The sequence below is a fragment of the Hydrophilobacter chitinilyticus genome (assembly GCF_049860745.1).
In the GTDB taxonomy this organism is placed as follows: domain Bacteria; phylum Pseudomonadota; class Gammaproteobacteria; order Burkholderiales; family Burkholderiaceae_C; genus Rhodoferax_B.
Genome location: NZ_CP187561.1, coordinates 302,272 through 315,790, shown reverse-complemented (window position 1 = coordinate 315,790; position 13,519 = coordinate 302,272). Strand labels below are relative to the sequence as shown.

The following is a 13,519-nucleotide window of genomic DNA, read 5'->3' as shown; positions in this document are numbered from 1 at the left end:
CGGGTTGAGCTGACTGGTTTAAACGGTGATATCGGCCGACTGAATGCGCTTCACACCGGCCTTGGCAATTTGCTTCCACGCGGCGGCGAGCGACCCGTTGAGGTCGATGGCGCGGGTCGCGTCTTCGATCACATACACCTCGAAGCCGAGCTTGCGTGCGTCCATGGCCGTCCAGGCGACGCAGAAGTCGGTGGCCAGGCCGGTGACGAAAACAGTTTTGATGCCGCGCTGCTTGAGGTAGCCAGACAAGCCGGTGGATGTCTTGCGGTCGGCTTCTTCAAAGGCCGAGTAGCTGTCCACGTCTTTGTGGAAACCCTTACGCAGAATGATTTGCGCGGTGGGCAGCTTCAGGTCTTTGTGCAGGGCCGCGTCTTCCGTGCCTTGCACGCAGTGGTCGGGCCAGAGCACCTGGTTGCCGTACGACAGCTTGGTGGTTTCAAACGGCTTTTTGCCGCCGTGGCTGCTGGCAAAGGATGCATGACCGGGGGTGTGCCAGTCTTGCGTGACCACGATGTTTTCAAACGCGGGCGCCAGGCTGTTGATCACTGGCACCACTTCAGAGCCCTTGGTCACGGGCAGCGTGCCACCTTCGACAAAACAGTTCTGCACATCGACCACGATGAGCGCGCTGTTGCCAGCGGGTTTGATCTTGGTGGCCGCAAGGGCGAGACCCGACAAGCCCAATGCGCCCAGCGCGGTGGAAGCTTTCAACAAGGCGCGGCGATCTAGTGTTTGCATAACGAGACTCCTGGGATGACGTTAAAAAACCGGGTGTTCAAACGCTGAGGTAGTTGCGCCGCACTTCGTCGTTCGCGGCCAGTTCGGCCATCGAAGCCTGGTAGCGGATCTGGCCTTTTTCCAGCACGTAAGCGCGATCAGACACCAGCTCGGCAAAGTGCATGTTTTGCTCGGACAGCAGAATGCTCACGCCCTGTGCCTTCAGCGCCAGAATCATGTGCGCCATCTGCTCGACGATGACAGGCGCCACACCTTCAGAGGGCTCATCCAGCAGCACCAGATAGGGGTTACCCATCAAGGTGCGCGCCACGGTCAGCATCTGCTGTTCGCCGCCACTCATGCGGCCACCGGGGCGCTGGGGCATTTCGCCCAGGTTGGGAAACAGCTTGAACAGGCTCTCGGGTGTCCACACCGGTGCGGCGCTGCCATCGGCCCATTGGCGCGCCGGCTGGCGGCCCACTTCCAGGTTTTCCATCACCGTCAAATCGGTGAAGATGCGCCGGTCTTCGGGCACGAAACCCAGGCCCAAACGCGCGGCCACGTGAGGCTCGCTTTTCGACAGGTCGTGGCCCAGAAAACGGATGTTGCCTTTGCGCTTGGCCAGCATGCCGATCAGCGCTTTCAAGGTAGTGGACTTGCCCGCGCCGTTGCGCCCCATCAGCGCCACCACTTCCCCACGGCGCACGTCGATGTCCACGCCAAACAAGACTTGTGCGGCGCCGTACCAGGCGGTCAGGCCGCGCGCTTCGAGCAGGGTTTCAGAAGGGGCTGCCATCACACCGCCTCCGCCGTGGCGGTTGATTTTTCAAACGTTTTGCCAGTACCAAAATACACTTCTTGCACCTTTGGATGGTCGCGAATTTCCAGGGGTTTGCCTTCGGCAATGAGGCGGCCGCGCGCCAGCACAATCATGCGGTCGGCATAGGCAAACACCACGTCCATGCTGTGCTCGGTGAACAGCACCGCCATGCCGCGCTGCACCACCAACTCTTTGGTCAGCGCCATCAGGTTGTTGCGCTCCTTGGGCGCCATGCCGGCCGTGGGCTCGTCCATCAACAACAGCTTGGGGGCATTGGCCATGGCGATGGCCAACTCCACACGCTTCACGTCGCCGTAGGCCAGCTCGTTGCAGGGCCGCTCGGCTTGGGCTTTCATGCCCACTTGGTCGAGCAGGGCCAAGGCAACATCGCGTTTGTGGTCGGCCGCACGGCGCCACATCGAGAACAGCAAGCCATCGTGCGACAGCAACGCCATCTGCACGTTTTCCGCCACCGTGAGCGAGGCAAAGGTTTCGGCGATCTGGAAGGTGCGGCCCACGCCCATGCGCCAAATCTCGCGCGGTTTGCGGCCCACCAGTTCCTGGCCGTTGAGTTGGATGGAGCCTTGGTCGGCCTTGAGTTGGCCGTTGACCATGTTGAAGGTGGTCGACTTGCCCGCGCCGTTGGGGCCGATGAGGGCGAGCAACTCGCCCGGCGCCAAATCGAAGTCGATGCCGTTGACGGCTTTCACACCGCCAAATGATTTGCCGAGTTGGCGTACCTGGAGCAAGCTCATACACGCACCTCCTCAGCTTTAGTTGACTGACTAGGTTTGCTCTTCCATTTGTCCACCAGCGCCTTGATGGAACCCGCAATGCCCTGCGGGAACAACAACACCAGCAGCAAGATGATGCCGCCCAACATCGCGCGCCAATAGTCGGTGTTGCGCGCCACCGTGTCGTGCAACCAAGTGAAGGTGACCGCGCCCACCACGGGCCCCGCCAGCGTTTGAATGCCGCCCAACAGCACCATCACCAAACCATCAACCGACTTGCCCACGGCCATCGATTCCGGCGAGATGCTGCCTTTGGAAAACGCGTAGAGCGCGCCGGCCAAACCAGCGACCACACCCGCCACCACAAAGGCAGCCCACTGCATGCGCTTCACGTCGATGCCAATCGCGTCCGCGCGCAAAGGTGAATCGCGCCCGGCACGCATGGCGTAGCCAAACGGCGAGAACAACACGCGGCGCAGCCACCACACGCCCAGGCCGACCAGCAGCAGCGTGACCCAGTAGTAAGCGCGTTTATCGCTCAGCCACGCGGCTGGCCACACACCGGTGAGGCCGTTGCTGCCGCCGGTGAAGCTGTCCCACTGGTAGGTGATGGCCCAGGTGATTTGCGCAAAGGCCAGCGTCAGCATCGCCAGGTAAACACCCGACAAGCGCACGGCAAACCAGCCGTAGATGACCGCGCCCACACCGGCCACCAGCGGCGCCAGCACCAGCGCCACTTCCATCGGTAAACCGGCTTGGCGCACCAGCAAGGCCGCGCCGTAAGCCCCCAGCCCAAAGTAGGCCGCGTGGCCGAAGGAATGCATGCCTGCAGGGCCCATGATGAAGTGCAGGCTCGCGGCAAACAGGGCGGCGATCAACAGGTCGATCAACAACACCGTGGTGTAGGGCGACTGCGCGGTGAGAATGGGCGCGGCCGCCAGCAGCAGCGCAAACACCGCCGTGCCCACCACGTAGGCGCGGCTCGGCAAACGTAAAGGTTCTTCAGGCAAGCCAGTGTTGCGGCTGGCGGCTTGGGCGCGGCCCATCAAGCCCCAAGGGCGCCAGACCAGCACCACGGCCATCACCAAGAAGTCGACCACCAGCGTCATCTTGGAAAACGACACACTCACGCCCAACACATCGACCACACCGAGCCAGATGCAGATGGCCTTGATCTCGGCGATCAGCAGCGCCGCCACATAGGCACCGGGCAGCGAACCCATGCCACCCACCACCACCACCACAAACGCGGCGCCAATGGCGTTCAAGTCCATCTCCAGCGTGGCCGGTTCGCGTGGCAATTGCAGCGCGCCACCGAGTCCGGCCAGCAAAGCACCGAGCGCAAACACGGCTGTGAACAACCAGGCCTGGTTGACGCCCAGGGCGCTGACCATCTCGCGGTCTTGCGTGGCGGCGCGCACCAAGGTGCCGAAGCGTGTGCGTGTCAGCAGCAGCCACACCAGGCCCAGCACCACAGGGCCCACCACAATCAAAAACAAATCGTAGGAAGGGAATTGGCGACCCAAGATCATCACGGAGCCCGAGAGGCCGGGTGCGCGGGGGCCGAGCAATTCATCTGGCCCCCAGAGCCACAACACCGCGTCTTTGATGACCAGCACCAGCGCAAACGTGGCCAGCAGTTGGAACAGCTCGGGCGCCTTGTAGATGCGCCGCAGCAGCAAGATTTCAATCAGCGCGCCGAGCACGCCCACCACCACGGCGGCGATCAGCAACGCGGGCCAGAAGCCCAGGCGCACGCCCAGCACTTCCACCAGCGAATACGCCACGTAAATGCCCAGCATGAAAAACGAGCCGTGGGCGAAATTGACGATACGCGTCACACCAAAGATCAACGACAGGCCGGCCGCCACCAGGAACAGCGACGAGGCCGACGCCAGCCCGTTGAGCAGTTGAACAACAAAACCAGAAAAGCTCATGGCCAACAGACTTTCAAACGGCGCAACACAGCAAGGTTGGCGCCAACGCGGGAGGCAGTTGTTCTTACGGTCGATTTCAGCGGGGCAGATGGAGCCGCCCCGTCGGCACGGCAGAAGACTGCCGGCCGCTGGTTCCGTTTGCTTCTTAGTCGGTGCTACGCGACTTCTTCACATCCGCGGCAGACGGTTGGTACTTGGCGTCGGCGCCGTCCAGGTATTGGAAGTCGACCATGATGCCCTTGCCACCGTCGTTCTTGGTGCGGCCCACAAAGGCGCCCATGGTCGATTGGTTGTCTTCGGCGCGGTAGCTGATCTTGCCGAAAGGCGTGTCGACTTGCAGGCCCTTGAACGCGGCCACCAGTTTGTCGGTTTCAGTGCTCTTGGCTTTGGCGATGCCGGCGGCTGCCGACTTGATCATGCTGTAACCGACCACCGAGCCCAGGCGCGGGTAGTCTTTGAACTTGGCCTGGTAGGCTTGTTCAAACGCCTTGTGCGCGGGCGTGTTGATGGCGTACCAAGGGTAACCGGTGACGATCCAGCCGTTGGGGGCTTCGTCTTTCAGCGCGTCCATGTATTCGGGTTCGCCGGTCAACACACTGACCACTTCACGGCCTTGGAACAGGCCACGCGTGTTGCCTTCGCGCACAAACTTCGACAAGTCGGCACCGAACAACACGTTGAAGATGGCATCGGGTTTGGCATCGGCCAGGGCTTGCACCACGCTGCCCGCATCCACCTTGCCCAGCGGCGTGGCTTGCTCGGCCACAAACTCCACGTCCGGCTGCGCAGCCTTCAGCAATTGCTTGAATGCGGCCACGGCCGACTGGCCGTATTCGTAGTTGGGGTAGACCACCGCCCAGCGCTTCTTCTTCAGCTTGACGGCCTCGGGCACCAGCATCGACGCTTGCATGTAGGTGCCGGGGCGCAGGCGGAAGGTGTATTGGTTGCCACCTTGCCAGGTCATCTTGTCGGTGAGGGGTTCACCGGCCAAGAAGAAGAACTTCTTTTGCTTGGCGAAGTCGGCCACGGCCAAGCCGGTGTTGGAGAGGAAGGTGCCGGTGAGCACATCGATCTTTTCGCGCGACACCAGTTCTTCGGCCACACGCACGGCGTCACCGGGATTGGCGTTGTCGTCACGCGTGATGAGTTCGATCTTCTTGCCGTTCACACCGCCTGCAGCGTTGATCTCGTCCACGGCCAGTTCCATGCCCTTCTTGTAGGGCTCCAGAAATGCAGGCTGCGCCTTGTAGCTGTTCAGCTCGCCAATCTTGATGACGCCCTGCGCGTACGCCGGGACAGCGGCGGCCACCAGCGCGGCAACGCCAGCGGCACCGGCGAAAGAGAAAACGGTTTTGACCATGTGAGACTCCAAAAGAAAGAAACAAATAAACCGGTGCGGGGCAAACTTGGGAACGCTTAACGTAAGCCGTCTTGCCCCTTGATCTCATGCGCTTGCAAACCGCCCACGCGCGGCAGCGGGCGGCCGCTGTCGGTGACCACCACGGCCACCACAATCTCGTTGGCGCGCGGTGCGTCGTTCACGCGGGCTTCCATCGCGTCAAAGTGGCTGCGCACAAAGGCGGCATCTTTGTGGCCCAGCGGCACGTCAATCGCCGTGCCCAGCCCGCCAATCTTTTTGCTTGACGGCACCAGGGCCGCACCCTTCTCTACCGCCACTCGCAGCGGCGCGCCTAGCTTGGGGTGCAGGATGGCGGCCGCGTGCTCCAGCTCACCGGCCTCGCCCACAATCGCCGCCTTGCCATAGCTGTGCGCTTGACCGGGCTCGATGCCCAGGGCTTGCACACAGCGTTGGCCCAGCAGGCCGCCGAGCTCCTCACCAATGGCGATCAGCTCGTCGAGGTTTTCGGCATAACGCCCGGCGTAGGGGTTGTCGATCACGGCCATGGCCAGCGCTTTGCGCACGGGCGGTATGACGGGCTGGCCCATCACGATGCGGGTCTCATCCACTTGCACAATCAGTTTGCGAATCTTGGCGGGCATGTTGCGGTTCCTGTTGATCGTTGTGATGGTGACGGGGTGCGGCTCAGCGCAGGCCATCCCACTGTTTGATGTCTGCCGCCGCCAGCCCGCCCACACGGGCATGCACGCGCGCGCCAGCGCCCATCACCAGAATGAAGACGATTTCATCGGCTGCCGGTGCACCGGGCACACGCACTTCCATGGCGTCGAAATGGCCACGCACGTAGCTGGCGTTGATGTGGGTCAGGGGCACGTCGAGTGCCGTGCCGGGCGCACCGACTTTTTTGGTGGACGGCACGATGGCCAAGGCGTTCGCAGGTTGGCCGGTTTTGACCTCGCCCTGGCCTTTGGCGTAGGCGTTGCGGTCGCCCTTCCAGCCCAGCAGCTCACGCATGGCGTAACCGCCGGGCACGTGCCACAGAGCGCCATGCTCCAGTTCACCAGCGGCGCCGATGATGGCGCCCTTGCCGTAGCTCTCGATGCGGTCGGTGCTGACGTTCATGGCGGCCAGCAGCGTCCGCGCCATGTCGATGCCCACGGGTTGCAGCGCGTCCATCATCGGCAAGATGTTGGGCTCATAACGGCCGGCAAACGGGTTCTTCAACACCGCAGACACGGCACCGCGCAGGGTGGGGGTGCCGGCCAGGGGGCCGAACTCGTGGTGGATTTCTTCCACCTGGGTGATCACGCGCCGAATTTCAATCATTTGTTAAGCCTCGATCTCATCATGTCTCTTAAGCAAAACCTAAACCAGCTCACCTGCTAACCAACCTGCCGACCTGTCAACGTCGCCGAATTGTCGCGCAAGCGGAGGCGGTGTTGGCACCCTCGCCGGAAGTTCTGTGCTCACGCGCTGCCCCTGGCAGACCAGCACGGCCGCTTCGATGTGTCCCGCATGCCATAACGCTTCAGCCCGCCGCAAACCATGCTGCAGCGCAGCATGCACTTGCTCGGCCGGCAATGGCGGCACGTGCACGGTGACCAGCCGCTCGCCCAAGTCCGAATCATCGCGCACTTGGGTTGCGGGCAGGCGTTCGATGCCAGCGTGTTCTATGTTCACTGCGTTCGCAATGATGGTGGCTGCCGCATCGGCCTGCGCGGCGCTACGCGCCAGCACCGTCACGCTGTCGGCAATGCCCATCGACAAACTGCGCCCGCGCCAGCCGCTGGTGGCAATGCCGCGCACACGCATATCGGCAAACACCTGGAATCGGCCGTCGAGTTGCAAAGGCTGCGTTGACGCCAAGCGCCCCAGGTCGGCAAACAAGCCCACCTGCACCGATTGCCCAGGGGCCAAATGCAGCGCAATGTCGCCACCGTTGTTGATCCACGCACGCTGCACACCGGGCACTTGGTAGAAGGGCAACAGCTCTTGCGCCACCGCGCCCGCCACGGCGGCCATGGGGGTGATGAAATGCGCGGCGAAGGGCGAGCAGGCCTGCCACATGCGCTGCGCCACCACGCCTTGCAAAGGGCAAACCTCTGCCACGGGTTGGCGTAACAGCGGCAGCTCGGCCACCAGTTCGGTCAAGATGGTTTGAAACCGGGCCCAGGCGCGTGCGTGTGCCGCGTCCAACACATCGTCAGCGCCCACAGCCGCATTCGCCCCGATGACGATGTCGATCGGGCCGTGCTGGAAATGCCAGCGGCCATCGGGGAGTTGAGCTCGTTGCGCGGTCATATGGAGTAGTTCAGCCGACTTAACCTACTTAGCCAACTTAACCGAGTAAGGGCTCACGCCCCAGCGGCCACGGGTTGCCACCGGCACCGCCCAACCAACTGCGCGCCGTGGGGGCGCCATCGGCTTGCCAGGCGCCCGTACGCAGCACGTCTTGCAGGCTGCGCACATAGTCCATGTGGCCGCCCAGCACGCGGTAGTCTTCAAGCTGCATGCTGAATTCAATCGGTGCCACGATGGCCGGCGTGGGCACGGTGCCAAAGCTGTTGTCGGGCATGCGCGAAACATCGGCCATCACCGTGATGCCACCGCCGGGCCACACATAGGCCGGCGCGCCGCCGCAAGTCACGTTGACCAACGCACGCTTGATGGCGCGGGTGAGCAGCACCGGGTTGTCCGTCACGCCCGCGCGCAAACTGCCGCCGGCACCGCCGAGAAACAGCACAGTAGAAAGCGAGGGTTCGCAGTTCTCGCCAATGCGTTCGACGATGCGGCGCACGTCGGCCGGCATGTCTTGCTCTACCGGTTGCAGCGCGTCATTGAGCACATACCAACTCGCGTGTTCGCCGGTGGTGGAGGTCATCAACAAGGTGCTGCCCGCATGCGCCACGTCGGCATCCCAGCCTTCGATGATGGACAACGGATCGGCAATGTCGGTGCCGCCCCAGCCGTTGCCTGGATTCGCCACCTGGAAGTAGCGCCCCGGCGTGGACTTGCGCCCGCGCATGCGGATGCCGGAGCGCGGCATGTCCAGGCAACGCCCGGCCTGGTGCTCGGTCAACACGCCGGTGATGTGGTCGTCCACCACCACCACTTCGTCGACCAAACCGAAAAACTGCCGCGCAAAAATGCCGATGGCCGCAGAGCCACAGCCGACGCGCATGCGTGTCTCTTCCACGCCGTTGACGATGGGCGCACGCCCGGCCTGAATCACCAATTGCGAGCCGCCATCGATGGCCAACTCCACCGCTTGTTTGTTGCCCAACGCAGCCATCATCTCGGCGGTGATGCGCCCTTCTTTCTTGCTGCCGCCGGTGAGGTGATGCACCCCGCCTAGCGACAACATTTGCGAGCCGTACTCTGCGGTGGTGACGTGCCCCACCACCTCGCCCTTGCAGCGCACATTGGCCTGCTCGGTGCCGAGAAAACGGTCGGTGTCGATCTTCACTTTGAAGCTGCAGTAGCTGAAGATGCCCTCGGTCACCACGGTCACCATGTCCACGCCTTTGGCGGTGGAGCCGACGATGAACGGCGCGGGTTTGTAGTCGGGGTAAGTGGTGGACGAACCCACGCCGGTGACGAACACTTCGTCGGCCAACAACAGGTCGCCGCTCCAGTTGACTTCGGCAACTTCGGTCGCAGCTTCCTCGGCTGGAAAGGCCGGAATAAAGGGTACAACCGCGCCATCTCCTTCAGCCAAAGTGCGGCGCAACAGCACCACCGGGTCGACCCGCACCAGCACACCTTCGCGGTTGGCGTAACGGTCGCAAGCACCCGCACGACCAAGCGAAATCTGGCACAGCACCGGGCACGCGTTGCACTCCACCTTCTCGGTGTTCATGCGTTCGTTGCGCGGTCGCGCACGCTCCAGAAACTGTGCGGACGACTCAGGGGAAGTCGTCACATCCAGGCTGGGCAAACCGTCTGTTTTCGTGTGTTCGGTCATCGTGGCGCCTACATCTTGCAACGCGCAAACATGGCTTGTGGTTCAAATTATTTTTATGTAGCATTCACTCCAATTTCATGTTGTGTTTGCTACATGAGTGGCGAATCTAGCGGAATAAAACAGCGATGGCAATAGCGTTTTCAACAGGATTTTCGGCAAGCGTTTTTCGCCCCAAATCAGCGCAGAGCGTCGCCCCAAAATGAACACACAAATGCCGCAGTGCACCATTTCAGACTGCGTGCGGCAGCCCATTTTTTAAACTCTCACATCACACCATGAGCGCATTCAACGAAGAGAAAGTCCTCACCGTTCACCACTGGACGGACCGCCTGTTCAGCTTCACCACCACGCGCGATGCGTCGCTGCGTTTCTCCAACGGCCACTTCACCATGATTGGCCTGCGCGTGAACGACAAGCCGCTGCTGCGCGCCTACAGCATCGCCAGCGCCAACTACGAAAACCACCTGGAGTTTTTGAGCATCAAGGTGGAAGACGGGCCGCTGACCTCGCGCCTGCAGCACATCCAACCTGGCGACACACTCATCGTCGGCCGCAAGCCCACTGGCACGCTGCTGACCGACTACCTGTTGCCCGGCAAGCGCCTGTACCTGCTGTCCACCGGCACCGGCCTCGCACCGTTCTTGAGCGTGGTACGTGACCCAGAAACGTACGACAAATTTGATCAAGTGATTCTGGTGCACGGCGTACGCCAAACCAACGAGCTGGCTTACCACGACCTGCTGACGCACCATCTGCCTCACCACGAGTTCCTGGGCGACGTGGTGAAAGAAAAGCTGCTGTACTACCCCACCGTCACGCGCGAGCCGTATCGCAACACCGGACGCATCACCGACCTCATGGCCCACGGCAAACTGTTCAGCGATCTGCAGTTGCCCGAGTTGGACGCTGCACAAGACCGCGTGATGCTGTGCGGCAGCCCCGGCATGTTGACCGACCTGAAGCACATGTTGGAGGCGCGTGGCTTCCGCGAAGGCAATACGTCCACGCCAGGCGACTTCGTGGTCGAGCGGGCTTTCGCCGAAAAATAAGCCACGGCACAACCATGGCAACCCGCCCTGCCGACACCACCGCCGAACCCACACGCCGCCCCGGCGTGCGGGAACAGTCCGCACAAGCCACCAAAGAAAAGATCCTGCGCGCGGCGACCAAGGTATTTGCCAAGTACGGTTACGACGGTGGCAGCGTCGAGAAGATCTCGCGCGCCGCCAAGTCGTACGACCGCATGATCTATTACTACTTTGGCTCGAAAGAAGGTTTGTTCATTGCAGTAATCGAAGAGATGTACCGCAAGATGAACGAGGCCGAACTGGCGTTGACGCTCAATGTCGAAAAGCCCGAAGAGGCCTTGCGTGTGGTGATTGGTTTTGTGCTCGGCTACTACCGCGCCAACCCCGAGTTCGTCACGCTGCTGAACACCGAAAACCTGCACAAGGGCCGTCACATTGCCAAGTCGAGCCGGGCGCGCGACTACTCTTCACCGGCCGTAGGCATCATCGAGCAGATCCTCGCGCACGGCGTGTCGCAAAAGAAGTTTCGTGCTGAGTTGACCGCACGCGACGTGTACTTGTTGATCGCCGCAACCGGCTACTTCTACATGTCGAACCGGCACACGCTGTCGGTCTTTCTTGGCGAGCGGCTCGACACGGCGGAGCAATACACGCACTGGGAACGCTTTGTCGTCGACACCGTTTTTCGCACCGTACGCATTCCTTGAATTCAAATAGATAAACCCCACTAAGGAAACCCCATGGCAGAAGCAGCAAGCGCCGGTGCGTCCGGCAAAGTCGTCATCAAGAACATTGGCCTGTTGTTGTCGGGCGACTTGGAGCAACCTATTCTGGATGCCGACACCATCGTGGTGCAAGACGGCCTGATCACCGCTTTTGGCAAAGAGAAAGACTGTGACCTGGAGGGCGCCAAAACGGTGGTCGACGCACGCCAGACCTGCGTGGGGCCAGGCCTGATCGACAGCCACGTGCACCCGGTGTTTGGCGACTGGACGCCACGGCAAAACCAGATCGGCTGGATCGACTCGACCATGAACGGCGGCGTGACCACCATGGTCTCGGCCGGTGAAGTGCACCTGCCGGGCCGCCCCAAAGACATCGTCGGCCTGAAGGCTCTGGCCATCACCGCGCAACGCGCGTTCGACAACTTTCGCCCCGGTGGCGTGAAGGTGATTGCCGGTGCACCGGTGATCGAAAAAGACATGACCGAGCAAGACTTCAAAGACCTGGCCGATGCGGGTGTGACGCTGCTGGGCGAAGTGGGCCTGGGCTCGGTGAAGGCGGGCTACGAGGCGCAGCAGATGGTGGCCTGGGCACGCAAGCATGGCATCCAAAGCACCATCCACACCGGCGGCCCGTCGATTCCCGGCTCGGGCCTGATCGACAAAGACGTGGTGCTGGAAGCCGATGCCGACGTGATTGGCCACATCAACGGCGGCCACACCTCGCTGCCCTGGAAGCATGTGTGCGAGTTGTGCGAGAAGTCGTCGCGGGCGATTGAGTTGGTGCACAACGGCAACGAGAAGATCGCCATTGAAGCCGCGCGTGCCGCCATGGAACTGAAGTGCCCGCACCGCGTGATCTTGGGCACCGATGGGCCTGCGGGCTCGGGGGTTCAACCGCTGGGCATGCTGCGCATGTGGGCGCTGATCTCCAGCTTTGCCAACATTCCGGCCGAGCTGGTGTTCTGTTTTGCCACCGGCAACACCGCGCGCATCCGCAACCTGAACTGCGGCCTGATCGAAGTAGGCCGCGCCGCCGACTTTGTGTTCATGGACAGGGCACAACACACCGCCGGCGCCACGCTGCTGGAGAGTGTGCAACTCGGCGACATTCCCGGCATTGGCATGGTGATGATCGACGGCATCGTGCGCTGTGGCCGCAGCCGCAACACGCCACCAGCCACCGAAGTGCCGGTGGTGGTAGGCCATTAAGAACCTAAAAACTTATAACTGCGCGCAGACCATCACCAGGCCGACGAGTACGAGTAAAAGACCCAGCCGTTCCGCGCGGCTGAGCTTTTCTTTGAACAGGCGGCGCGACACCAAGTAGCTGAACAACACCTCCAGCAAACCCAACGTGCGCACATCGGCCACGGGGCGCATGGCACCTGCGGTAAACCAGCCAATGGAAGCGGCCGCGCCCATCATCCCGGCCACCAGCGACAGGCGCCAGGCTTTGGCCACCGCCACCAAGGCACTCGGTTGGCGCAGCGCCAGATAGCCACCCAGCAGCACCGACTGCAAAGCCTGCGCCCACACCACCGCCCACACGCCCACCAAGAGCGGCGAGAAGCCCGGCAACTGCAGCGCGGCGCCACGAAAGCCCACGGCCGACAACGCAAAACAGGCGCCCGAACCCAGGCCGTACAGCACCACCTTGTTGCGCAAGCCGTCTGGCGCTAATGCTTGCCCGCCCTTTGGCCGCGACAGCAAAAACACACCGGCGGTGGCCAGCACCATGGCCGCAACCGACAGCACCGTGGGCAATTCGTGCAGGAACACCGCGCCAAACAGCGCCACCTGCAGCACTTCGGTTTTGGAGAAAATCACCGCCACGATGAAGTTGCGCTCTTTCATCGCCATCAACAACAGGGCCGTGGCACACAACTGCGCGATGGCCCCCAGCGCCAGCCAGGCGACGTACTTCAACGTGACCGGCGGCAAACCCGCTGGCGCGCCACCCAAGGCCACCAAGACCATCAGGAACAGCAGCGCAAATGGCAAGCCATACAGGAAGCGCGCCAAGGTGGCGGCGAGTGTGCCGGTGGCCGCCGTCAGGCTGCGCTGGGCGGCGTTGCGAATGGTTTGGGCAAAAGCGGCCCAGACCACAAGAGGGATCCAGGCCCAGGCGGGCAGCGAGGTGAGTGACATGGGGTGCGTGGGGAGAGATGGGACGAGGTTAACCGTAAGCGCACACGGATGTGGCGTACGGGCACCTCGCCAACACCTCGTGATTG

At 62.3% G+C, this 13,519-nt stretch carries 13 protein-coding genes; 3 read left to right on the top strand and 10 right to left on the bottom strand.

The window, feature by feature from the left end; genetic code table 11:
* Positions 1-18 precede the first annotated feature (18 nt).
* The 9 genes from pncA to ACPWMG_RS01440 all read right to left on the bottom strand — a co-directional run bounded on the left by pncA (position 19) and on the right by ACPWMG_RS01440 (position 9,532).
* Positions 19-738, bottom strand: coding sequence for a bifunctional nicotinamidase/pyrazinamidase (gene pncA, locus ACPWMG_RS01480; protein ID WP_483302899.1), 720 nt, complete (start codon positions 736-738; stop codon positions 19-21).
* A 37-nt stretch (positions 739-775) separates the two neighbouring features.
* The gene (locus ACPWMG_RS01475; RefSeq protein ID WP_483302898.1) at positions 776-1,513 is read right to left on the bottom strand and encodes an ABC transporter ATP-binding protein; all 738 of its coding nucleotides are present in this window, start codon (positions 1,511-1,513) and stop codon (positions 776-778) included.
* Entirely contained in the window at positions 1,513-2,292 is a 780-nt protein-coding gene (locus ACPWMG_RS01470) for an ABC transporter ATP-binding protein (protein ID WP_483302897.1), read from the bottom strand. The genes ACPWMG_RS01475 and ACPWMG_RS01470 overlap by 1 nt, the downstream gene beginning before the upstream one ends.
* A complete protein-coding gene (locus ACPWMG_RS01465; RefSeq protein ID WP_483302896.1) occupies positions 2,289-4,208 on the bottom strand; it encodes an ABC transporter permease in 1,920 nt (639 codons plus the stop codon). Before ACPWMG_RS01465 ends, ACPWMG_RS01470 begins: the two co-directional genes overlap by 4 nt.
* Before the next feature lie 145 nt (positions 4,209-4,353).
* Positions 4,354-5,568: an ABC transporter substrate-binding protein gene (locus ACPWMG_RS01460; RefSeq protein ID WP_483302895.1), complete on the bottom strand. Its 1,215-nt coding sequence runs from the start codon at positions 5,566-5,568 to the stop codon at positions 4,354-4,356.
* A gap of 56 nt (positions 5,569-5,624) precedes the next feature.
* Positions 5,625-6,209, bottom strand: coding sequence for an amino acid synthesis family protein (locus ACPWMG_RS01455; protein WP_483302894.1), 585 nt, complete (start codon positions 6,207-6,209; stop codon positions 5,625-5,627).
* A gap of 43 nt (positions 6,210-6,252) precedes the next feature.
* A complete protein-coding gene (locus ACPWMG_RS01450; RefSeq protein WP_483302893.1) occupies positions 6,253-6,894 on the bottom strand; it encodes an amino acid synthesis family protein in 642 nt (213 codons plus the stop codon).
* 39 nt (positions 6,895-6,933) lie between these two features.
* Entirely contained in the window at positions 6,934-7,869 is a 936-nt protein-coding gene (locus ACPWMG_RS01445; RefSeq protein WP_483302892.1) for a UPF0280 family protein, read from the bottom strand.
* A gap of 37 nt (positions 7,870-7,906) precedes the next feature.
* Complete coding sequence (locus tag ACPWMG_RS01440) at positions 7,907-9,532, bottom strand: 6-hydroxynicotinate reductase (protein ID WP_483302891.1); 1,626 nt, start codon at positions 9,530-9,532, stop codon at positions 7,907-7,909.
* A 275-nt stretch (positions 9,533-9,807) separates the two neighbouring features.
* On the opposite strand from ACPWMG_RS01440, the gene ACPWMG_RS01435 reads away from it, so the two are divergent.
* Genes ACPWMG_RS01435 through ACPWMG_RS01425 form a run of 3 tightly spaced genes read left to right on the top strand, consistent with a single transcriptional unit; the run spans position 9,808 to position 12,494 of the window.
* Positions 9,808-10,581 carry a ferredoxin--NADP reductase gene (locus ACPWMG_RS01435; RefSeq protein ID WP_483302890.1) on the top strand — a complete coding sequence of 258 codons (774 nt, stop codon included), beginning with the start codon at positions 9,808-9,810 and terminating at the stop codon, positions 10,579-10,581.
* A gap of 14 nt (positions 10,582-10,595) precedes the next feature.
* Positions 10,596-11,267, top strand: a complete 672-nt coding sequence (locus ACPWMG_RS01430; RefSeq protein ID WP_483302889.1) for a TetR/AcrR family transcriptional regulator — start codon at positions 10,596-10,598, stop codon at positions 11,265-11,267.
* A 33-nt stretch (positions 11,268-11,300) separates the two neighbouring features.
* Positions 11,301-12,494: an amidohydrolase family protein gene (locus ACPWMG_RS01425; protein ID WP_483302888.1), complete on the top strand. Its 1,194-nt coding sequence runs from the start codon at positions 11,301-11,303 to the stop codon at positions 12,492-12,494.
* 12 nt (positions 12,495-12,506) lie between these two features.
* On the opposite strand, the gene ACPWMG_RS01420 is transcribed toward ACPWMG_RS01425, so the two are convergent.
* Positions 12,507-13,433 carry an EamA family transporter gene (locus ACPWMG_RS01420; RefSeq protein WP_483302887.1) on the bottom strand — a complete coding sequence of 309 codons (927 nt, stop codon included), beginning with the start codon at positions 13,431-13,433 and terminating at the stop codon, positions 12,507-12,509.
* Positions 13,434-13,519 lie beyond the last annotated feature (86 nt).